This is a genomic window from Lysinibacillus sp. ZYM-1 (genome assembly GCF_001308875.1).
Taxonomy (GTDB): Bacteria; Bacillota; Bacilli; order Bacillales_A; family Planococcaceae; genus Lysinibacillus.
On the sequence record NZ_KQ465107.1, the window covers coordinates 158,514 to 178,545 of the forward strand.

24 protein-coding genes and 1 pseudogene are annotated in these 20,032 nt (G+C 36.8%); 7 read left to right on the top strand and 18 right to left on the bottom strand.

Annotation, left to right across the window (positions count from 1 at the left end):
• Position 1: 1 nt before the first annotated feature.
• Positions 2-796 carry a DUF2268 domain-containing putative Zn-dependent protease gene (locus tag AO843_RS02350; protein WP_054609545.1) on the bottom strand — a complete coding sequence of 265 codons (795 nt, stop codon included), beginning with the start codon at positions 794-796 and terminating at the stop codon, positions 2-4.
• A 105-nt stretch (positions 797-901) separates the two neighbouring features.
• Between AO843_RS02350 and AO843_RS02355 the strand changes: the two genes are divergently transcribed.
• Complete coding sequence (locus AO843_RS02355) at positions 902-1,153, top strand: hypothetical protein (protein WP_054609546.1); 252 nt, start codon at positions 902-904, stop codon at positions 1,151-1,153.
• A gap of 65 nt (positions 1,154-1,218) precedes the next feature.
• On the opposite strand, the gene AO843_RS02360 is transcribed toward AO843_RS02355, so the two are convergent.
• Entirely contained in the window at positions 1,219-1,956 is a 738-nt protein-coding gene (locus tag AO843_RS02360) for a polysaccharide deacetylase family protein (RefSeq protein WP_054609547.1), read from the bottom strand.
• Between the two features lie 248 nt (positions 1,957-2,204).
• Here AO843_RS02360 and AO843_RS25335 point away from each other — a divergent pair, with 248 nt between their 5' ends.
• The 4 genes from AO843_RS25335 to AO843_RS02375 all read left to right on the top strand — a co-directional run bounded on the left by AO843_RS25335 (position 2,205) and on the right by AO843_RS02375 (position 4,258).
• Positions 2,205-2,327, top strand: coding sequence for a hypothetical protein (locus tag AO843_RS25335; RefSeq protein ID WP_255350363.1), 123 nt, complete (start codon positions 2,205-2,207; stop codon positions 2,325-2,327).
• A 187-nt stretch (positions 2,328-2,514) separates the two neighbouring features.
• Positions 2,515-2,817 (top strand): YunC family protein, encoded by a 303-nt coding sequence (locus AO843_RS02365; RefSeq protein ID WP_008175342.1) that lies wholly within the window; start codon positions 2,515-2,517, stop codon positions 2,815-2,817.
• 118 nt (positions 2,818-2,935) lie between these two features.
• Positions 2,936-3,559 (top strand): DUF2238 domain-containing protein, encoded by a 624-nt coding sequence (locus AO843_RS02370; RefSeq protein ID WP_054609548.1) that lies wholly within the window; start codon positions 2,936-2,938, stop codon positions 3,557-3,559.
• 54 nt (positions 3,560-3,613) lie between these two features.
• Complete coding sequence (locus AO843_RS02375; RefSeq protein ID WP_054609549.1) at positions 3,614-4,258, top strand: SIMPL domain-containing protein; 645 nt, start codon at positions 3,614-3,616, stop codon at positions 4,256-4,258.
• 56 nt (positions 4,259-4,314) lie between these two features.
• Here the strand turns inward: AO843_RS02375 and AO843_RS02380 are convergent, their stop codons facing one another.
• The 4 genes from AO843_RS02380 to AO843_RS02390 are packed head-to-tail and all read right to left on the bottom strand — an operon-like array spanning position 4,315 to position 6,815.
• The gene (locus AO843_RS02380) at positions 4,315-4,857 is read right to left on the bottom strand and encodes a histidine phosphatase family protein (RefSeq protein WP_054609550.1); all 543 of its coding nucleotides are present in this window, start codon (positions 4,855-4,857) and stop codon (positions 4,315-4,317) included.
• A 40-nt stretch (positions 4,858-4,897) separates the two neighbouring features.
• Positions 4,898-5,026, bottom strand: a complete 129-nt coding sequence (locus AO843_RS25340; RefSeq protein ID WP_255350364.1) for a hypothetical protein — start codon at positions 5,024-5,026, stop codon at positions 4,898-4,900.
• Between the two features lie 3 nt (positions 5,027-5,029).
• Positions 5,030-5,905: a DMT family transporter gene (locus AO843_RS02385; RefSeq protein ID WP_054609551.1), complete on the bottom strand. Its 876-nt coding sequence runs from the start codon at positions 5,903-5,905 to the stop codon at positions 5,030-5,032.
• Positions 5,892-6,815: a DMT family transporter gene (locus AO843_RS02390; protein WP_054609552.1), complete on the bottom strand. Its 924-nt coding sequence runs from the start codon at positions 6,813-6,815 to the stop codon at positions 5,892-5,894. Before AO843_RS02390 ends, AO843_RS02385 begins: the two co-directional genes overlap by 14 nt.
• Before the next feature lie 118 nt (positions 6,816-6,933).
• Here AO843_RS02390 and AO843_RS02395 point away from each other — a divergent pair, with 118 nt between their 5' ends.
• Together AO843_RS02395 and AO843_RS02400 are read left to right on the top strand one after the other, a co-directional pair.
• The gene (locus AO843_RS02395; protein ID WP_054609553.1) at positions 6,934-8,274 is read left to right on the top strand and encodes an aminotransferase-like domain-containing protein; all 1,341 of its coding nucleotides are present in this window, start codon (positions 6,934-6,936) and stop codon (positions 8,272-8,274) included.
• Positions 8,275-8,345: 71 nt separating this feature from the next.
• On the top strand, positions 8,346-8,591 hold the full coding sequence (locus tag AO843_RS02400; RefSeq protein WP_054609554.1) for a hypothetical protein: 246 nt from the start codon (positions 8,346-8,348) through the stop codon (positions 8,589-8,591).
• Between the two features lie 47 nt (positions 8,592-8,638).
• On the opposite strand, the gene AO843_RS23890 is transcribed toward AO843_RS02400, so the two are convergent.
• The 12 genes and pseudogenes from AO843_RS23890 to AO843_RS02455 form a co-directional block, all read right to left on the bottom strand.
• Positions 8,639-8,797 (bottom strand): DUF1540 domain-containing protein, encoded by a 159-nt coding sequence (locus AO843_RS23890; RefSeq protein ID WP_082389367.1) that lies wholly within the window; start codon positions 8,795-8,797, stop codon positions 8,639-8,641.
• Positions 8,798-8,874: 77 nt separating this feature from the next.
• Complete coding sequence (locus AO843_RS02405) at positions 8,875-9,759, bottom strand: helix-turn-helix transcriptional regulator (protein WP_054609555.1); 885 nt, start codon at positions 9,757-9,759, stop codon at positions 8,875-8,877.
• Between the two features lie 69 nt (positions 9,760-9,828).
• Positions 9,829-11,088 (bottom strand): erythromycin esterase family protein, encoded by a 1,260-nt coding sequence (locus AO843_RS02410; protein ID WP_197278858.1) that lies wholly within the window; start codon positions 11,086-11,088, stop codon positions 9,829-9,831.
• A 21-nt stretch (positions 11,089-11,109) separates the two neighbouring features.
• Positions 11,110-11,847, bottom strand: coding sequence for an ABC transporter permease (locus AO843_RS02415; protein ID WP_054609557.1), 738 nt, complete (start codon positions 11,845-11,847; stop codon positions 11,110-11,112).
• Positions 11,847-12,557, bottom strand: coding sequence for an ABC transporter permease (locus AO843_RS02420; RefSeq protein WP_054609558.1), 711 nt, complete (start codon positions 12,555-12,557; stop codon positions 11,847-11,849). The genes AO843_RS02415 and AO843_RS02420 overlap by 1 nt, the downstream gene beginning before the upstream one ends.
• Positions 12,554-13,465 (bottom strand): ABC transporter ATP-binding protein, encoded by a 912-nt coding sequence (locus AO843_RS02425; RefSeq protein ID WP_054609559.1) that lies wholly within the window; start codon positions 13,463-13,465, stop codon positions 12,554-12,556. The genes AO843_RS02420 and AO843_RS02425 overlap by 4 nt, the downstream gene beginning before the upstream one ends.
• 110 nt (positions 13,466-13,575) lie before the next feature.
• Positions 13,576-14,958 (bottom strand): sensor histidine kinase, encoded by a 1,383-nt coding sequence (locus tag AO843_RS02430; RefSeq protein WP_054609560.1) that lies wholly within the window; start codon positions 14,956-14,958, stop codon positions 13,576-13,578.
• Positions 14,955-15,623 (bottom strand): response regulator transcription factor, encoded by a 669-nt coding sequence (locus AO843_RS02435; protein WP_054609561.1) that lies wholly within the window; start codon positions 15,621-15,623, stop codon positions 14,955-14,957. Before AO843_RS02435 ends, AO843_RS02430 begins: the two co-directional genes overlap by 4 nt.
• A 207-nt stretch (positions 15,624-15,830) precedes the next feature.
• The gene (locus AO843_RS02440) at positions 15,831-17,135 is read right to left on the bottom strand and encodes a cytosine permease (RefSeq protein WP_054609562.1); all 1,305 of its coding nucleotides are present in this window, start codon (positions 17,133-17,135) and stop codon (positions 15,831-15,833) included.
• Positions 17,136-17,468: 333 nt separating this feature from the next.
• Positions 17,469-18,122: an ankyrin repeat domain-containing protein gene (locus tag AO843_RS24445; RefSeq protein WP_369814395.1), complete on the bottom strand. Its 654-nt coding sequence runs from the start codon at positions 18,120-18,122 to the stop codon at positions 17,469-17,471.
• A pseudogene (locus tag AO843_RS25015) lies at positions 18,108-18,785 on the bottom strand (ankyrin repeat domain-containing protein); the annotation flags it as partial. The pseudogene AO843_RS25015 and the gene AO843_RS24445, both read right to left, overlap by 15 nt.
• Before the next feature lie 45 nt (positions 18,786-18,830).
• A complete protein-coding gene (locus AO843_RS02455) occupies positions 18,831-20,027 on the bottom strand; it encodes an MFS transporter (protein ID WP_156313926.1) in 1,197 nt (398 codons plus the stop codon).
• Between the last annotated feature and the right edge of the window lie 5 nt (positions 20,028-20,032).

A 20,032-nucleotide genomic window follows, 5' to 3' on the forward strand; every position in this document is an offset into this window, starting at 1 on the left:
TCTATTGTAGCGGAAAATCAGAGCCGGCAAGTATATCTTGACTTGCCTTTAATAAAGGATACTGTGTTGAATGGTTCGTAAGATACGACTGAACTATTTCATAGCCTATACAATAGCCTATCCATGGCGGAAGCTCCCCACCGTATAAAAATGGTTGATGTTTTTCCAATCCCTGAAGTTGTAAATTTGGCAAGAAGTAAGTCTTCCATAGAGACATTTCCTGTTCAAATGTATAGTTATTTAACCATGGTGCTAACCATTTATCTCCGTATAATTCTTTCACCGCACATTCTGCTAACCCCTCTAAAATAAGAGAATCCAACAAAGTCATATTATCGAGAGACTTCTTAAAATGATGTAAACGGCAAACATGGTTATATTCATGAGCAAATAATGCTTGAAGTTCCTGTTTTTCTACTTCTCCTACAAATAAAAAAAGCGAATGAGGATAAGCCACACCGTTTTTATTGGTGATTTTTTGCTGTTGGGTAATTGGAAATATATAAATAGGTATAGTTGGACCATTCCACTTCTGCTGTAAGTCCATAAACTCCTGTTCCACACAGCCCCACACATTCATCTGTTTCAGTCTCTCTAGATCAATCTCTTCCTCTGGTAGAAAAAGACCCTGTTGCTGTAATTCAAAGTGTGTTTCCTCCGTATATCCTTCCTGAAATAGTTTGACCAAACGACCACATAGAACCGAACATTGTAAGCTGTATAGCTCATCACTGCTTGTAGATTTCCTGGAAAATTCATACTCCTCAAGCCATTTATCTGTAGACACAACTGCCATGTCATCACCTCTTGACAGTATATGTGACGAATAGACAATCGGCTAAAGATAAATGCATCAATTTGCATATATTAGCTTGTAATGAAGTAGAAGGGAGGGATATTTGTGAATCCAACTGATGCTTATAATCTCTGTTGTAAATATCACGGTAAACGCGTTAGAATTTCGGATACATCTGGTAGAGTACATGTTGGGGAAATCACGAGGGTAGACAGAAGACAGGTATGGATTCTACCTGATAGAAGATATGGTGGTTATGGTCTAGGGTTTTGGGGATTTGGAGGAAGAGGCTTTGGCTTTGGTATTGCCATAGGAACTATTCTAGGGATTGCACTGGCTCCAATCATTTTCTTCTAACTCAATCAATGCTATTTAGGTGAAAAATAAGCCATTTCAAGCATTGTTGAGATGGCTCATTTTTCTTATTGAATTTGCTCTTGCTGTTGTTTACTTTCAATCAACTCGGATATTGTCACAAATGTGTAGCCCTGTTTTTTTAATGCTGGTATTATCTCCTCTAATGCCTTAATGGTTTGTGTACGGTTACCACCACCATCATGAAATAATATGACATCGCCAGGCTTTGTGCCTTTCATAACCTTTTGCACAATCTTCTTTACACCGGGTTCCTTCCAGTCTTGAGTATCTTGGTGCCAAGACCACATCACGACCTTGTAGCCATCCTTAACAGCGGCATTTATCATAGCATCTGTGTAATTTCCACCCACAGGACGGAATAAAACCGGGGAAAAACCAGTAATACTATAAATTGTGTCATTCGTCTGTCGAAGCTCTTCTTGTAATTTATTGATGGAAACTTTAAACGAGTGTGTATACGTATGATTTGCTAATTCATGCCCTTCTGTATAAGAACGTAAAACAAGCTCTGGATATTTGTCAGCATTTTTCCCAACAATAAAAAAGGTAGCTTTAGCATCATATTTCGCTAATAAATCAAGCACCGCTGTTGTGTATTTGGGATGTGGGCCATCATCAAAGGTAAGTGCCACAATTTTATCCTCCGTGTTTATATCCCACACAACTTCTCCTGTCTCTTCATAATACGGACGTCCCTTATCAGCATGGGCTTCGTGCCCTACGAAAAAAACCGAGATGATTAAAAAGAAAACCGTTAAACCCCATACATATTTACGTGACATAGCATCACCTCCCAAGTCCACATTCACAGAACTCCGTCAACTTACTATTTGCGAATTACAGTGAATTATACTTATGAAGGATTGTCTGTTTTCCAGTTTTAATTATTTCAAAAAAATTTTATAAATTTGAACGATATGTGAAACATAAGAGATAACCTTTTATTTTCTCCTTTATTCATGTAAACTGATATATAACAACAATTACAATTGAATAATTGTTATGTAACACAACAAAGGAGATGTCATAAATGTGGGTAATTACAGTATTTGAAGAAAACACATATCGCATGTTTGAGTATAGTTCTAAAAGTGAGGCAACTATTGCATTAAATAAATTTAAACAAACAGCTTTATTATCTTATACAAAGTAAATGTTAAAAGGAATCTATTCACCAAGAGTAGATTCCTTTTTCTACAATAATTTTGTTTCTGCCTTCTTTTCCTTACGTATGAGAATGATTAGGGGCGTTATGACACCATTAGAGATTTTTTTAATGGAAATGTCGAACACCTCGTTAGTCATCACCATATTGTATATAGAGAAAAGGAGTGATTTCAATGGTGACAATTGAACCTATTATGATTAAGGGGCATTTCTTCACTGCAGTAGTTGTTCAATTACCTAAAACCACGCTACTGACCATTTCCAATAATACAGGCTACATTATGTGCGGTGCATTAGATGTAGGTCTATTAAATAGTCGCTTAGTTGATCGAAAAATTATTGCTGGTCGGGCAGTAGGTGTAAAGACGATTGATGAGTTATTAACGGCTCCCTTAGAGTCAGTTACTTATGAAGCCGAACAACTTGGCATTACAGAGGGAATGAGTGGCGTCGAGGCACTTTTAAAAATGATCTAATCTAAAAAAGCGTCGGTTCTAGAATGACTAGACGCTTTTCCTTTTTTTGATCCCCAACATGGATTGAATAAGCAAACTCCCTCTTCCCCATACTGTGGGACAAAGGGAGCGTGTTGTAATGAATAGTAGTAAACATTTTATAATACATGTGACTTTCCTTGCCATTGTCTTGATCGTTTTCATCTGGTCTGTCATTAAGCCATCCTCCTACTTAGATTGGCTGGCTGAAGTTAGCCCAGGGATAGTTGCGATAATTGTTGTGGTTTGTATCTATAATAAATTTCGATTCACAACAATTTCTTACTTCATCATTGCCCTATTATCGATTCTAACATTTATAGGTGGGCATTATACCTATTCGGAAGTCCCACTATTCAACTGGATAAAAGAGGAGTTTAATTTACAACGTAATCACTATGATCGTTTTGGCCATTTTTTAAAAGGTTTATTGACCATCGTTATAAGGGAAATACTAATTAGAAAGACACCGCTTACTAAAGGAGCTTGGTTAACAGGCATTTCCATCAGTATTTTGCTGGCGATTGCTTCACTCTATGAAATCATTGAATGGTTAAGCACACGAATTTCCAAGGGAAGTAAAGGGGCAAAAGATTTTTTAGGGATGCAGGGAGATCGGTGGGATGCCCAATGGGACATGTTTTTAGCCTTGTTGGGTTCAATGATAACCTTACTTTTATTGACAAAGCTCCATGATAAGTTTTTAAGAAGACTAAACAAATAAAATCTTTTTTTGCCTAGTATGATTAATAAAAAGCCTTATGAAAGGTGGTATTTTATGTACTATGCACAGGTTGATCATCAATCACCCCATGCCCCACGTATTATAACTGTAACGGGCAATGGACATGTAATGGCTAAACCAGGCTCTGTTCAACTACAAATTGAAGTTCAAACCCAGGGCCAAAATGTACAAGGGCCACAGCAGGAGAATGCGGCAATTATGAAGCAAGTCATTCAATCACTTACAGCCCTTGGTATTCTAAATGAAAATATTCAAACCGCTGCTTATACAATTACACCGCTCTATCATTTTGAAGACGGGAAACAAATCTTTAACGGTTATGAAGTGACTAATGCTATCACCGTCCATGCCTTAAATCCTGAAAGTATTGGCCTAATCATTGATACGGCCGTAGAAAATGGGGCGAATCGTATCACTAACATACAATTCAAAGTTGACCATGCAGATGTTTACTACCAGCAAGCATTGAGTTTAGCTCTTCATAATGCTCAAGCAAAGGCGAAAACAATTGCAGAAACTATGCATTTACCATTGCAACTACTCCCCACTGAAATTGTGGAAGAACAAGTTCATACGCCTATCCTATATCGCTCAATGGCTATTTCCTCAGATTCTACACCTATAGAACAAGGACAAATCGACATAAATGCCTCTGTCCGTGTGAACTTTCAATATTAAATGACTTGAGCCTTCAGCGACTTAATAGCAGAAGGCTTCCTCATCCAGGCAACCTACTAAGGACGCCATACTCGCTCTATCATTACTTTGTTGTGCTCAACTTGTAATAGAAAGACATCTGGATTACTTAATTTTTGCCAACACTGAAAATCAATATCGTTATTGTAATGTTTCAATAACAAAGCGATGATATTGCCATGACTCACTATTAATGTATTTTCAACATTTCGAGCAAACACCTCTTCTACAACACTCACAATTCGTTCCATTGCATCTTTGCTGGATTCTCCCCCATCAAATTTTAAGGACATATCCAAAAATGTTGCCTGTAATTTTTCGTACCAATCTGGCAAATCTTTAGTGCTTAAAAGTCGTTCAGACAGTCGCTTATCTATTTCAACTTTTATATCTTTCCTTTCACTTACAGATTCAATAGATTGGACTGCTCGTAAGAAAGGACTTGATAAGATTCGATGAATTGTGATGTCTTTGAAAAAATCAGCTAAGCTTTCTGCTTGTTTCATGCCTGTCTGCGTTAAAGGAGCATCTGGTGATTGCCCCTCTGCTAGACAATGTCTAATGATATAAATTTTACTCATAAAAAACCCTCCATTCTAGAAAATAGTTGTTTTATATGAATTATTTAACATTTATTATACCTGCTTTACTAACTAGCACCAATCTATTTGTTGCCTCATCAATCGTCCCCTTCTTTGAATCTTCTTGAACATCTTTATGGTTAAAACCTCCTATTTTATCTACGTTCACATTTTAATATTCCTTTTGGTTTTTGTGAACAACCCGCTCTTTTGATAACAAAAGTGCACTAAGAATAATACATATTCCTATGAAATGTCGGGTTACTAATGGCTCATCCAAAATAAAATAGCCCAATGTCACACCTACTACAGGAACTATGTAATTACTAAAAGATGCAAATAAGGCGCCCTCCTTTTTAATCAAAAGGTTATACAGCAAGTAAACAATCCCCGAATGGAAAATGCCCAAAATAATAATGGCCACCAACTGGAATCCACTCATGCTTATTTGTAAGGGTTGTTCAAAGATAATAGCCATTGGTAATAAAATTACAGTGGCAATCCCTAAAACATTCCGCATATGAACGATTGGTGAACCACCTTCTAGCTTTTCCATTAAAATTAATGATAGTGCAAAGCTCATTGCAGCCAATAGAAGCAATACAGTCCCGAATAGTGTACCTGAACCATTCATTTCATGTGTTGGCCATGAAAGAACACCTATTCCAAAGAAACCCAATAAAATGCCAATGGTTTGGAACTTACTAACTTTTTTCTTAAAGAAATAAACGAAAAGAACTAATGTGATAATGGGAACCATCGCTATTAACATAGACGCAATACTGCTGGAAACATATTTTTGACCTTGTGCAATAAGGATAAAGGGGATCACAACTTCAAAAATAGCAATCAACACATAGTATTTACTATTCACATTGCTGTTTTCTCTTTTCAAAAATGCGCTCATCATACTTAAGCAAACAGCACCGATTAAAGCTTTCAACAACGATAAAGTAATTGCCCCAACATCATTCGTCACTAATGCAACGAAGAAAAATTGAGAGCCCCATATACAACTTATTATTAATAAAAGGCTATATTTTCTCATTTTTTGCTACCCTCTTTAGGCCAAAATAATTTGTTCCAATAACACCCATAACTATCATGAATCCCCCTATTAAATGGTATATACGGAATGATTCCTGTAAAAATAAAATACCAGCAAGTATAGTAATGAGCGTAGCCAAATTACTAAAAACACTCATTTTGGAAGCTTCTAATATTGATAGAGCATAATTTGATAGATAAGATGTACCGAGTGAAGATAATAGACCTAAATATAAAATGGCGATGATAAAATCAACATGTAGAAATGGCTTAAAAAAATCATTGATAGTGCCCTTTGTGACATGATCTCCAATAGCTATCCCATTAAAAATGACAAATCCACATAATGTCATGACATATGTTAATGTCAGTAAAGAATATTGCTTTGTGAGCCTTCTTGCAAATACGTTATAAATGGATGCCGCAATAGCTGAAAGTATAATAAATCCACTGCCAATAACATTTCCTGTAGTAGTATTAGCCCCATTCATCATTAGCATATAAATTACACCAAATACAGAAAACGCTATGGAGACAAACTGTCCACGTGTAGCTTTTTCCTTTAACAATAAACCCGCTAGTGCTAATGTAAAAATAGGAATTGTTGCTTGAATAATTCCCGCTTCTGATGAGGAAATTCTAGCAAGTCCAAGCACTTGGAACGTGAAAAAAACAATGGGATACAATAAAGCTAAAGGTAAAATTTTTAGTAGATCCTGTTTTTTTATTGTTAGCTTATTTTTTGTAAATACGATTAAAATAACAATACCAATGAAGGCAACTGTAAAGCGATGAGCTAATGTATCAATAGGGCTCGCCACAGTCAATGTAACTTTCACAAACATGAATGAAAGTCCAATGACAAATGCATACAAAATCGCTGCTATATAGGCTTTTCTTTTTTCTGACATACGATAATTCTCCTTTTCAATCATTTCCTGCTGGTATGGTTATCGTATTAAAAAGAGCAAACATTGACGATATGAAAAAAACACATCTGTACCGATACAGATGTGCTGGAGGTTATATATGCTTAAATATGAATGGATTTATTCACAGCTTATGACTCAAATACAAGCAGGTACTCTTCAATCAGGGGCAAAGCTTCCCTCTATTCGCCAGTTATCACAGCAATACTCCTGCAGTAAAAGTACTATCGTAACTTCTTTAAAGAAACTTGAGGATCAGCATCTTATCTATGCATTACCGAAAAGCGGCTACTATGTTGTTGACCATCAGTTACCCTTTCAGCCACAGGTTCAAGATCATATAGATTTTGCTACCTCCTCACCCAGCTGGCATGCTTTCCCGTACCAAGATTTTCAACATTGCATCAACAAGGCAATCGATACATACCAAGCAGACCTATTTAGATACGGGACACCTAAAGGCTTACCATCCTTAATAAAAGAAGCAAAAAAATTATTAGCAAACTATCAAGTGTTCACAAAAGAAGACAATATTTTCATTACTTCAGGCGTCCAGCAATCCCTGTCTCTGCTAAGTATTATGCCATTTCCAAATGGTCGCTCAACCATTTTAGTGGAACAACCTAGTTATCATTTGTTTATGGATTATTTAAAAACCTATAGAATTCCCGCCATCGGCATCAAAAGAACAACAGAAGGCATTGATCTATATGAGTTAGAGCGCATTTTTAGTAAACACGACATTAAGTTTTTTTACACGATGCCTCGCCTGCACAATCCTCTAGGTACTTCTTATAGCAAACAGGAAAAAGATAGGATTCGTAAACTTGCTTATCAATATAATGTTTACATTGTTGAAGATGATTATTTAGCGGATTTCGAGCAAAATTCGAAAATAGATCCCATTCATTCAGATGATACACAGCAACATGTCATCTATTTAAAAAGCTTCTCTAAAATAATGTTTCCTGGCTTACGTATAGGTCTAGCTGTTTTACCAGAGGTCTTTATTCAAACATTTCAGCAACATAAAAATACCACTGATATTGATAGCTCGATGATTTCCCAGGCTGCCTTAGAGCTCTACTTAAAAAGTGGTATGTTTGAACGGTATCAAAAGAAGGTCAGCGAGTCTTATGCCATACGAGCAAACATACTTCAACAATCGATAACAACCCATTTGGCAGAATATAAGGCATCTCGGGAAATCTGTATGCATAGCCACATCATTTTACCAAGACAGGTCAATACCGATAAGCTTATCCAACATTTGAAACGAAGCAATATACATCTTGATTCTATTAACCGCAATTATTTAAATGAATTTTATCAGGAACGAATTTTGAAATTCAATGTTTCCAATGTGGAAGATTCAAAAATTGATATCGGTATAAAGGAAATTTCGTTGTCTCTTAACAACCCTAACAATTACTTTTATTAAAAGTCATTCATGAAACCTTATTGTTCTTCATATATTTAGACATCATAAATTGGCTCAATAAGGAGGATTCAATGCAATCTGAAAAATTGCGACTAAGGAAAATTCAGCGTCTTGCCTATGAAATCATGGATGAGATGCACAAAGAAAAAGACCGCATGGAAATGCATAAATTAATCCCAATCATTGATAACTTGTCCCGGGCAATTGGTGATTTAACAGATTCCGTTGGTAAATACTCATTGGATTATGTAGAAGAAAAAGTAAAAAATGCACATGAACTTTTATTTAACAAAGAAAAGGTCGATGTTTATTCATAAAGACAGGGAGAAAGGGTAACCATATATATGGCTACCCCTTTTTTTCATTAATGCGTGTCAGGTTCGAATGTTTTACAGTCAGTTTCCTCACTGTTGGAAGCATGTTGTCCCTTCTGGCTGACAACATAAATTTTTTCTGCTGTGCATTTGTTTCCAGAATCCCAAAATGTGCAGTTATTGACTTCACAAAGAATTTCTTGTGCCATCGTTTCACACCTCCTCTTTGTTAGCTTTAACAAATTAGAGGTAAACAATACGTTGTTCAGCAAAGTCAGTCCTCGGTTCACTCCATACTAAAGTCTAAATTCGCTGGTTGTTTCGGTAATCTCTCCTGCGAAAGCATATTGGTTGAGGCAACCTTATCGTTGACTTCTTCAAAACGGAAGCCATCTGCCCATACTTTCCCTGTGCCGATTAACAACACACCAAAATAAATGGAGTCACCTTCTTCGGGTACATCTAAAATAATAGAATAATGATTCCATTCAGTAGTTCCCGTCACAGAACGCTGATCCATATTATCAAATTGAATGGTATCACCCGTAGCATTGTCTATACGCATCCACGCTCCACATTTTGTAGCTTCAGCCGTTTTTAAGTAGCATGACATTTTGAGCCGCTTCCCTTTATAGTCAGCTGCCTGAAAGCCCTGCATCATCGTAGCAAATTGCCCGTTATTCGCTGATGCAGTTGTGGAAAATATTACACCAGAGCGCTTTCCTGAATGAAATACCTTATCATCCGTATGAAATTGATATAATTCTGGATTTGCGCCGCTCAGCATCCAACCCGTAACCTGTTCATTTAATTCCATCAACTTTTCCTCCTCCATCATAGCTAGTGATTGCATCAATTTTCGGTACTTTCCTGGTGGCAAAGCATACACTTCTTTAAAAGCTCTTGTAAAAGCCTCTTGAGATTGAAATTGAAATGTAAAGGCAATCGTTATTATCGATGCATTGGAGTATATTAAACTACTGGCAGCCATAGCTAATCGGCGCATCCGAATGTATTCACCAATCGTAAGCCCTGTTTCTTGTTTAAAAATTCGACTTAGATGGAACTTCGAATAGCCAGTAATATTCGGCATAAACTCAAGTGCTATTTCTTCCACCAATTGCTCCTCAATATAAGTAATAATCCTTTGTGTTGCCTGACTATACTCCATATTTCCCACCTCACTTTTATCATAATGGAGAAGAAAAGAGATTTTTTGATGTGGATTGCTAAAATTTAACTAATCTATTATTTTTGTTGGTGTTGCTTCCTGCACAACTATAAGACCGTCATATGCAACAGCAGGTGTCATTTTAATGGTATAGAGCATTTTTGTAAGCTTATACCAAGGACGAAAATCATCGCCAATATTGCCCATTCTTTGCTCTTTCGAAAGAATATTTGATAGCTCTTCTGATTGACTAGCATTTTCAAAGTCTACATAAAAGATGTTGTCATGAATATCACTAAAGGCATCCACTAAAGCGTTATGATGTTCTATCGTATACTCCTTACGTTCACCAGACCCATTTTGTGCTTGAAATGTATTTTTCACAAAGTCCGTACCAATGGCAAAGTACTGATCTTTATATTGTTCGTTTAAATATTGTCCCATTGACTTATAACTTGCCATTGTAGCAGAAGTTTTCTCAATATGACCATTATGACCAGACATCAGTACTTTATCATGGCCCTTAGTCGCTTCGAAATCAACAATCCATTGTAAATTTTCAGCTAAGTATTCGTCGCGTAAATTCATGTAATTACCATCGTTTAAAAACAATTGTGTTCGTTGCTTTAGTATTTGTGCGTATTGGGCAGCAAAGGAATAGGCATCCTTTGATGACTTTTTCTCATATGCCTCTTTGTTCGATTGTAAATCTTTGATAATGGCATCGATCGTTTTATCGAGCTCTACTAACTGGCTGTTCGATAAATCTCTCATCGTTTTATTTGACACATGTTCTAGCTGAGCTGTATATTTCTTAGCCGTTTCAGCATGGACATCCGCATAATAATCAAGTAAACCCCTTTTGCTATCATCATAGCGTTGCATATCATTGCCATAGAAATAAATTTTATCTTCATCACTGGCTGTTTGGTTATAGTCATGTATCCATTGCACAAACTCCACCATTTGTTCAGTTTGATAAATGCCATAATCCAGTGCTTTAATAGCTTTTTCCGCCGTGCCAGTACTATTTACAATAAATTGATTAATTTGCTGGGCACCACCAAAATCTCCTTCTAAAACAAAGACATGAACATTTTCATTCTTAATCATTGCTTTAAAAAAATCCTTTTTTAATGTTTGAAATTCTACATTTCCGTGTGTTGCTTCTCCAAAGCCAATAATTTTCACATCATCAGGAATAGTAATATCTTTTATTTCACTACTATATTGTGAGGCATTTTTCACAGGCTCCCCCTGTCCACATCCAGCTAAAACAAATAGTAGCATACATGCGGTCAATAATCGTAAGCTTCGTTTAATCTTTATCATTTCAGTTCTCCCTTAAGGTTAAATTGCTTTTCGTTGGAAATAGAAATATCCTCCAAGGAAAAACAGGATGAATCCACCACCAACAACTGTTAATAATTGCTCCCATGGCACAAAGAAGACATCGTCTGTGCTGCCACCAATATACATCATAGAAAAGGGCTGTGCCCAAGGATAATAAGGACCAATACGTTCAGAATTAATAGCAAAAATAGAAGGTAACGTAAATACCACATTGACAGCAAAAGGAGCAGCAAAACTTTTAAACATAATGGACATCCATAATTGGAGGGCCACTAAAGGCAATGTCGCTACCCATCCCCCCATAATACTTTTCCAAACAATCTCCATTGGGAAAGGATCTGTATAGCCCTTTATCAACCCAACAGCAAAAACTGAACATAAATACAGTAACTGCATCGCCATAACAAGTAGCATAATTAACACATATTTAGCTATAAATACTTTACCCCTCGTTACAGGCAGTGCTAAGAGCTGCTTCCATCCACCAGATTGATGTTCATACCGACAAATGAGACTAGCAAAAACACCTGTAATAAGCGGTAAAAATAATAAAGCGTATGTTAAATTCATGGAGAACAAAGCAATATACCATTCATTGATTGGGACCCCTGACATATTATCCTCTAAATTGGCTGATAGTCCGATAAACAGTCCAATCACTGGTCCTGCCAAGATAATCGGTACCATTTTTGATTTATGTAACTTAAACCATTCAGCTCGCAGTATAGCACTCATTATTTCACGTCCCTTCTTGCAAAATCGATCATACCGACAATATAGAGTAAGATACCAATCCCTACACCCAACATGACATTGATGATTGGCTCATCCCATTGATTCATCAAAGATGGCCACTTCCATATCATCCAATCGGGTAAAACATAAGAAGAATAGGCAAAAATCACTCCGAAAATACCTACAGTAATTGGAATACCTTGATTATGGCAAACACTTGCAATCCACAATTGAAGAGCTAGAATTGGCAATGCTGCAAGAGCTGGGAAGTAACTAAACTTGGCGAGTTCCAAGTAAGGTACAGGTTCACCTAAGTTTAAAAATAGGCCATAACTAAGTGTAAAAATCATTAACAGTGTCGACGACAAGAATAGCAGTATAGCCAACACCGTAAATTTAGATAGATATACGGATAATTTTGAAACAGGTAATGCGATGAGTTGCTTCCACGCATTTGTCTCATTTTCAATACTCGCCATGAATGACGTTAGAATAGCAATACCTAAGACAATGGCCAGCGGTGTAAATGAATGAATATTTAATAAAAAATAACCCCAATCATCATCGCTTTGCTGTAAAAGATAGTCTTTCCTAACACCGTAATTGACCATTTGCAGAGCGACTACACCAATAGGACCTAAGAGTGTTAAAAACCATAAACCTTTGCGTTTAATCTTTAAGAAATCAGCAGTTAACAGTTTACCCATCATATCGTCAGCTCTCCTGCCGTCATTTGCAGGAATATTTCCTCCAATGAACGTTTTTCTTCCTCAACTCGGAATACGGAGATACCTTCCTGAACAAGTACCTGGACAATATGAGCCACCTTTTCATCCGAGCATTCCTCTAAGAAAATCACGCCATCATGATAGTCCGCCTTAATCCCATTGGCTAAAAGAGAACGCCATCCTTTCTCGCTATTACTTACTTTAAAAGTAACTTTTGGTTGTGCAAATTTACGCATCTCCTCAATGGAATCTTGAAAAATCAATGTTCCCTTAGAAACAATGCCTACCTGTGTAGCCATTTGATCGATCTCTGATAATAAATGGCTGGAAATAATAATGGTCATGCCGTATTCCTTCGGTAGTCTTTTAATTAAATTGCGAATCTCAATAATACCTGAAGGATCGAGACCATTCGTTGGTTCGTCTAAAATGAGTAATTCTGGGTTGTGAAGTAAAGCAGCAGCAATACCAAGTCGTTGTTTCATTCCTAGTGAAAAGCCCTTTACTTTCTTGTTGGCAGCTTCCTTCAAACGAACAATTTGGAGAACTTCATCAATTCTAGCTTTTGGTACACCTAGTATTTTTCTTAGTGCCTCCAAATTTTCATAGGCCGTCAAATGTGGATAATAAGAAGGATTTTCAACTAATGAACCAACATTGGCTAATATTTGAATACGTTCCTTCATAATATCCTTTTGAAAGATTTTTATTGTTCCTGATGATGGCTTCATTAGACCAAGTAGCATGCGAATTGTTGTAGTTTTCCCCGCACCATTTGGTCCTAAAAATCCGTATATTTCACCTTTGCGTATTTGCAAATTTATATTTGAGACAGCTTGTTCTTTTCCAAAGCATTTCGATAAGTTTTGTGTTTGTACGATATATTCCAATGTCCTCACCTCTTTTACTATCTTAAAATTGGCAGTTTAAAAACAGGTAGGGACTAAGTTTAAATTTTGTTTAAAAAAGCAATTTTTTCATAAAAAAAATCTGCGAGCTGTTACTGTCCAAGCATCGCAGATTGATTTACATGTTTTATAATAATTTTTGTACCCGATGGATCTGAACAGATATCCCATTCTAAATGCATGCCCTTTACCATGACATCTACAATTGATAAACCAATTCCTGCACCCTTTGCATTCGATTCATTTTTCATACCATTTCCATGATCCTCGATAATAAATGCCGTATAACTCGCTGTCGATTCCGTTTTCACACCTATATATTTCCCGCTATTTGCGTGCCGCAGTACATTTTGGAAGACATTATCCAATATTCGCCCTAACCAAATGGGGTCTACACACCATTCATGATGTTCAAATGCTTGTAGCTCAATATCAATGGTAAAGCCTTCTCGCTCAAAAACTGGATACCATGTCGTCAGGTGCTCTCGTACAAACCGAATAACATTGATGTCTTTTGGTTCAAATTTATATTTACTTGCCATGAGCAATGTGTAGGACATTAAATTTTCGATTAAAGCATCAATATTTACTATAGACGTTTCCATCGCACGTAATGCCTGCTTACCTTCCTCTGACAATGCCTCTTTGCTAATGGAGTAGGATTGGGCTCTTACCTTTGTTAAAGGTGTTCGCAAATCATGTGAGAGATTAGCAATCAGTTCACGTCTTAGTTGCTCTTCTTTTTGCTGGCGCTGTTTGCTTTCTCTCAGCTCACAAACCATTCTGTTAAAACTATGCTCCAGTTGCCCAATTTCGTCCTTCTTTTTCACATTGATTTCAATAGGTAAACCATCTACATCTCGTATTTCCATGGCATCTTGAAGATGTAAAAGTCTCTTTCTGATTCCTTTGAAAAATAACAATGATACAACAATGAAAAATAGAATAATGGCAATAACGCCAAGAAATAAGAAGTTACCGTAGTTTTCGTAGATATTAATAAGTGGCGGATTAAATACGTTCCTTGGAACTTCTAATACAATAAAGCCATTGGATACATCATCGCCTAAGAAAGCAATAACTGTAAATGGGTCTCCTCCATACCGCTGTTTTATAAATTTAGTGGTAAATGCGGGTGTCCACTTTGCTGGAAGATCCTCCTGAACATTTACTGTAGTCAATAATGTCCCGTCTTCACTCACCCAGAACATAGAAGCCGTAGGTAATTGCTCTTGCCACCTTTGAAAAAGTTGCGTAATGGCATCATTTGATACATTGGGTAAATTTTTAGACTGAGCGTGCCATTGCTCCTCAATTTCACTTTCCAAAAGCACCTCACTAGAAAATTCCCCTACCCCAGTCTTCGTAATTCCTAATACAAACATGGCTGTTCCCATATAAGAAATTTGAACAATCGATAAAGCTAATAGGATGATTAACATATATTTAGCTAGTAGTGATTGAAAGAATTTCATAGTTTCACCCTATAACCAATTCCTCGAATCGTTTCGATAATCATTGGCTTTGCGGGATTTATTTCTATCTTTTCTCTTAAATACCTAATATGTACCATCAATGTCTTATCTCCTTCGATATAGCTTTCACCCCAAACACCCTCATAGAGTTGCTCTTTCGTTAAAATTTGATTAAGATGGCGAATAAAATACTGTAAAAGATAAAACTGTTTACCCGTCAAGAGAATTTCTTCTTCAGTCAATGTATTAATAATCCTCATATCTTTTGTATACATTTTAAGATGCTGTAGTTCTAACACATCATCACTTTTTTGGTATCTTCTCAGTAATACTTCAAGCCTTGCTACTAACTCATCTGGATGGAAAGGCTTTGTTAAGTAATCATCTGCGAAATTCAAGCCCTCTATTTTATCTTCAACTGCCGTTCTCGCAGATAGCATTAAAATTGGCAGTTCTTTATTTGCCCGTTTAATTCTTTTACCGATAGAAAAACCATCTAATCCAGGTAACATCACATCCAATATGGCAATATCCTTTGAGGAAAGATGTTGCTCAAGACCATCCCCAGACTCTAACCAGGTCACCTCATAGCCTCTTTCAGTTAAATCCTTACTAACCCATTGTCCAATTTCCTTTTCATCCTCTATGTATAAAATACGAATCAATGCTCACCCTCCTTATGTTTAAAAGCTATATTAAAATATCATATTTTGCATTATACATTTATCTTAAAAATAAAAACAAGATAAATTCCATACATGGTTATTATAGGGTAATTCCCTACTTGTTTTCTTCTTAATTTTTAAAACTTTGAATAAGGAGGGAGAATAAAAAAACGCAACTTCTTGTAAAGTTGCGTTCTAAGGGTATATCTATGCATGTTTCTCTGATTCATTCAGTGAAGTGGAATTAGTAAACAAGCTACCAATATAGAAGAAAATAGCTGATGATACTATCCCTGCTACTACAACTGACAGTTGAGGAGCGTAGGCATTTACAGTTAAAGCAACAAGTGCCCCTAAAGCCCAAGCGATAAAGGACAAAGGCTGCCATTTCTTCGTCTCATCATTTTTCCTCTTTAAGATAAGTTGGTCCATAATAATGATGGTCGCAATCGGTGGAACAATTAGCCCAAGAAGGTTTAGCCACGTTTGAAAGGCATTCCATATACCTGAAATAGCAACAGCAATACCAATGACACCAAGGACAATCGTCAATGTTCTCATTTTACCACCTGTCATATGTGACCAACCTACAGCGCCATTATACAAGCAATGTGTACAACCAACACCAAGGTTAATAAATACAAAAATGATAGCTAATATAGAAAGGAACGGTCCAGCATCAGCTAATATCATAATAAAATCGCCGCCAGTCGTTTCAGGTTGTAATACAACGCCAGTTGCTACAATAATAGCTCCAATCACTTCTGCAAAAAATTTTGAAATGGGGAAAGCCGTAAATGCCGCCAAAAATCCTTGCTTCCCATTTTTCGCCCATCGTGTGAAATCAGCAGTCATTGTACCTGAATCAGTAAAAGTGGCAAATACCATTGTCACAGCCGCTCCAAACGATAGAGCGCCTGCACCTGCGATTGGTTGAAAATTAATAATATCTCCGGAACCATTTTTAAAGGCAATGACTACTGAAATAATCCCTAAAATGAGATACAAAGGTGCTGCTATATATCCTAATATTGTGAGCGCTTTGATACCAATAAAAGTGGCTGCAACATAAAGCACTCCGCCTAAAATCGTCATGACTAATAAGTTAGCTCCAAATGAACGGAACATTGTGTCTCCAGTTAGACCAACCATTAAAGCAAACCACCCAACAACAACTGTTGAAAGCAGTCCTGATACTGCTAAATAACCTAATTGACCAAATGTTCTTTTTGCGGAAATCGCAAAGTTTTCACCTGTATTTCCAGCCAGGTAACTAAGTGCCCCTACAATAATACACAATAGCAGGTTACCCGTTAGAATAGCTGCAACACCTATTTTAAAACCAAGCATGGCTGTCACGACACCACCAATAACAGCACTCGTTAATACGAGAGGGAAACTATACCAAACAGCTGAAACCGAAGAGAAACTTTTCCGATGCTCTTTCGGGATTGCTGTATGTTCAAATTCAGGATCTAAACCTTGCTTTTGTTCGTTAGCTATCGTTGACATTGCCCCTCACTCCAATTTTTATGTATTTATGAAAATAAAAGTTGATAGTCTCCTTTCCATTAATTTACTTTATTCATTAATTAACCCCTCCCTATACCTCATTTTTATCTTTATTTAGCTTGGTTGTGATGACCAACAAAATAAAGCGCTTTCATTTCCTATTTTAAAGTTTTGCTTAATTTTGTCCTTGTACAAACATTCCGAAAACTCGGTAGATAATTTAGTAGTTATGCACAATTATTTTCAATAGAACTTCAATATTTAGACATAAGTTACAATAAAAAAAGGTGTAGTAGCCCTACTAGGACTTCCAACACCTTGTGTGCATAGCCTCTATTTTGCTCCTGCTTGAATAAGAATCTTGCTTATTTCCTGAAATCCTCGAGATTGTGCATGCTGCAGGGGTGTGATTCCCTTTGCATCGGCCACATTAACATCCGCTCCATATTCGATCAATAAATGAATGGTTTCTTGATGCATTGGCCCACCATCACCATAGACAATTGCTTCTAACAATGCTGTCCAGCCTGGTTTATTAATGAGGTTTACATCGACATCTGTATGCTCAAGAATCTCTCGAACATTCTCTACATAACCATGCTCTGATGCCGGAATAAGTGCCGTCCCACCAAATCTGTTTAAAATGGTAGGGTTTGCTCCTGCCTCAATCGTTAGCTTTAAAATTTCTAAGTATCCTTCCGCACCCGCATAAAGGAAAGGGTTATTTTCCATGTGATCTCTAATATTGATGTCTGCCCCATGTTCAACTAAAACCTTAACAACATTTGGGTAATTCTTATAGGTTGCAATCATAGCCGCCGTTCTTCCTTGCTCATCAGCAACATTAATATCGATTCCTTTATTTAAAATCTCCGTAACTTGTGCAACGTTCCCCTGATCCGCAGCTTGAAAGAATTTCTTCTTTATTTGAGCTTTATCCGCCTCAGATAATTTTTTAAAGCTGTCATTAGCAAGAATGTTGGTGATTTCCTTAAATCCCTTTTCCTCGGCATGTTGCAATGACGTCATACCTTCTAAATCAGCTAAACTCATATCCGCACCATGATCTAGTAAAAGCTTCACCGTTTCTTGTTGCTTTTCCCTTCCGTCACCTAAAATAACGGCTTCCATTAATGCAGTCCAACCTAAGTTATTCACATGATTGACATCGATAGAAGTTTGCTCTAAGAGATATTTGACAATATCCACATGGCCATGCTCTGATGCAGGGATTAAAGCGGTTCCTCCATATCGATTCGTTAGTGTTGGATCGGCTCCTGCATTACTAACGAGTTTTAAAATATCTATATAGCCTTCTGCACCCGCGTATAAAAAAGGATTGTTATCCATATTATCTTGAATATTCACATCTGCCCCTGCATCAATGAGAGCCTTTACCATTGCCACATCATTGTTATAGGTTGCAATCATGATTGGAGTACGTCCTTTAGCATCTTGAATATTCAAATCAATATTTTCATCTGCTATTAATTTATAGATGGTATCCCTATCTCCTTGTTTTGCCGCATGAAGTAGCTGATCGCCAATCTCTACAACTTCTTCTTTATGGACAGTATCCTTATGATCGTTTGGCATACACGCTTGAAGGAATAACCCTATTCCAAGACATGCAAATACCCATTTCTTCATCATGTAGATGTTCAGCTCCTACTTCGTTTCATTAGTCTGATTTTGCTATTGCATCGAATTATGTTGTTGTAAATGGTCTCCTCGCTTCTTTCCTAATAGTTTCATAGATATAGCGCTACTTACGATTAGGACAAACGCTCCAAATAAATAAGGTAGATTAATTTGAAGATCAAATAATATGCCTGCAAGTACTGGCCCAAAAATTTGCCCAAGACTCATATACGCATTGTTTAAACCTGCCACAAAGCCTTGTTCATTACCTGCTTCTTTCGATAAAAGAGTATTAATGGTTGGACGCAAAATATTATTAAATGAGAAGTATAGCATCGTCATCACCATCACGTAATAAAAATTAGCGGACAGTAGGAGGAGGACAAGCGCCGAAGCTGAAAAAAGAAGCATACTGCTAATGATATGCTTTTCCCCAAACTTATTAGTAAGCCAGCTTGTCAATAATAATTGATTCACTGTCCCAACTAAGGAACAAACCATAAATAATATAGAAATCTGCCTAGTTGTAAAGCCATACTTCTGCGTCACTACTAATGGATAAGCTGTTTCAAAATGTGCTAGTCCAAATGTCAGGGAAAATATCATAAATAGCAGAATAAAATATGGAGATTTAATAGATTGTACAAGTTGTAGAATAATATTTTCCTTTTTAAAAGTCGTTTCAATATGTAGTCTAGTTCTTTTTGATTCTGGCAATAAAAATAAACAGCTCATCGCTGCTAAAATACCGACAGTAGCTGAGGTAAAGAATGGCGCTCTTGTGCCTAATTCCGCTAAAAGTCCACCTACACCTGGTCCAACGATAAATCCTGAAGACATAGATGCACCTAAAAGTGACATCGCCTTCGTTCGTTTTTCTTCAGTAGTAATATCTACGATGTAAGCCATGATAGAAGGAACTAATGCTGCAGAACCCATACCTCCAATAAAACGTGAAATAAGAAAGATGGTAAAATTGCTTGCTAAGGCTCCAACTAAATTGGATAGTGCAAACAAAATAAGGCCACCAATTATCATCGGCTTTCGACCATATTTATCAGAAAAATTCCCAGCTATAGGTGAGAATAAAAATTGTGTTAATCCGAATGCAGATACTAAATATCCTGCTGCTTTGCCACTTGCTCCGAACTCAATCAATAATTGAGGGAGAATCGGTATGACAAGGCCCGCACCAAGCATAGCGAGAAACATATAAACTAATAAAAGTGGAAATATTGTTTTAGTTGGCATTGATG

Coding starts and splice junctions, on each gene's coding strand:
- AO843_RS25335 (WP_255350363.1), top strand. CDS start 2,205: ATGTGGGTAATTACAGTATTTGAAGAAAACACATATCGCATGTTTGAG.
- AO843_RS02380 (WP_054609550.1), bottom strand. CDS start 4,857: ATGAGTAAAATTTATATCATTAGACATTGTCTAGCAGAGGGGCAATCA.
- AO843_RS02365 (WP_008175342.1), top strand. CDS start 2,515: ATGGTGACAATTGAACCTATTATGATTAAGGGGCATTTCTTCACTGCA.
- AO843_RS02420 (WP_054609558.1), bottom strand. CDS start 12,557: ATGATGGGTAAACTGTTAACTGCTGATTTCTTAAAGATTAAACGCAAA.
- AO843_RS02415 (WP_054609557.1), bottom strand. CDS start 11,847: ATGAGTGCTATACTGCGAGCTGAATGGTTTAAGTTACATAAATCAAAA.
- AO843_RS02395 (WP_054609553.1), top strand. CDS start 6,934: ATGCTTAAATATGAATGGATTTATTCACAGCTTATGACTCAAATACAA.
- AO843_RS02400 (WP_054609554.1), top strand. CDS start 8,346: ATGCAATCTGAAAAATTGCGACTAAGGAAAATTCAGCGTCTTGCCTAT.
- AO843_RS23890 (WP_082389367.1), bottom strand. CDS start 8,797: ATGGCACAAGAAATTCTTTGTGAAGTCAATAACTGCACATTTTGGGAT.
- AO843_RS02375 (WP_054609549.1), top strand. CDS start 3,614: ATGTACTATGCACAGGTTGATCATCAATCACCCCATGCCCCACGTATT.
- AO843_RS02385 (WP_054609551.1), bottom strand. CDS start 5,905: ATGAGAAAATATAGCCTTTTATTAATAATAAGTTGTATATGGGGCTCT.
- AO843_RS02440 (WP_054609562.1), bottom strand. CDS start 17,135: ATGTCAACGATAGCTAACGAACAAAAGCAAGGTTTAGATCCTGAATTT.
- AO843_RS02455 (WP_156313926.1), bottom strand. CDS start 20,027: ATGCCAACTAAAACAATATTTCCACTTTTATTAGTTTATATGTTTCTC.
- AO843_RS02390 (WP_054609552.1), bottom strand. CDS start 6,815: ATGTCAGAAAAAAGAAAAGCCTATATAGCAGCGATTTTGTATGCATTT.
- AO843_RS02360 (WP_054609547.1), bottom strand. CDS start 1,956: ATGTCACGTAAATATGTATGGGGTTTAACGGTTTTCTTTTTAATCATC.
- AO843_RS02430 (WP_054609560.1), bottom strand. CDS start 14,958: ATGAAATTCTTTCAATCACTACTAGCTAAATATATGTTAATCATCCTA.
- AO843_RS02405 (WP_054609555.1), bottom strand. CDS start 9,759: ATGGAGTATAGTCAGGCAACACAAAGGATTATTACTTATATTGAGGAG.
- AO843_RS02370 (WP_054609548.1), top strand. CDS start 2,936: ATGAATAGTAGTAAACATTTTATAATACATGTGACTTTCCTTGCCATT.
- AO843_RS02350 (WP_054609545.1), bottom strand. CDS start 796: ATGGCAGTTGTGTCTACAGATAAATGGCTTGAGGAGTATGAATTTTCC.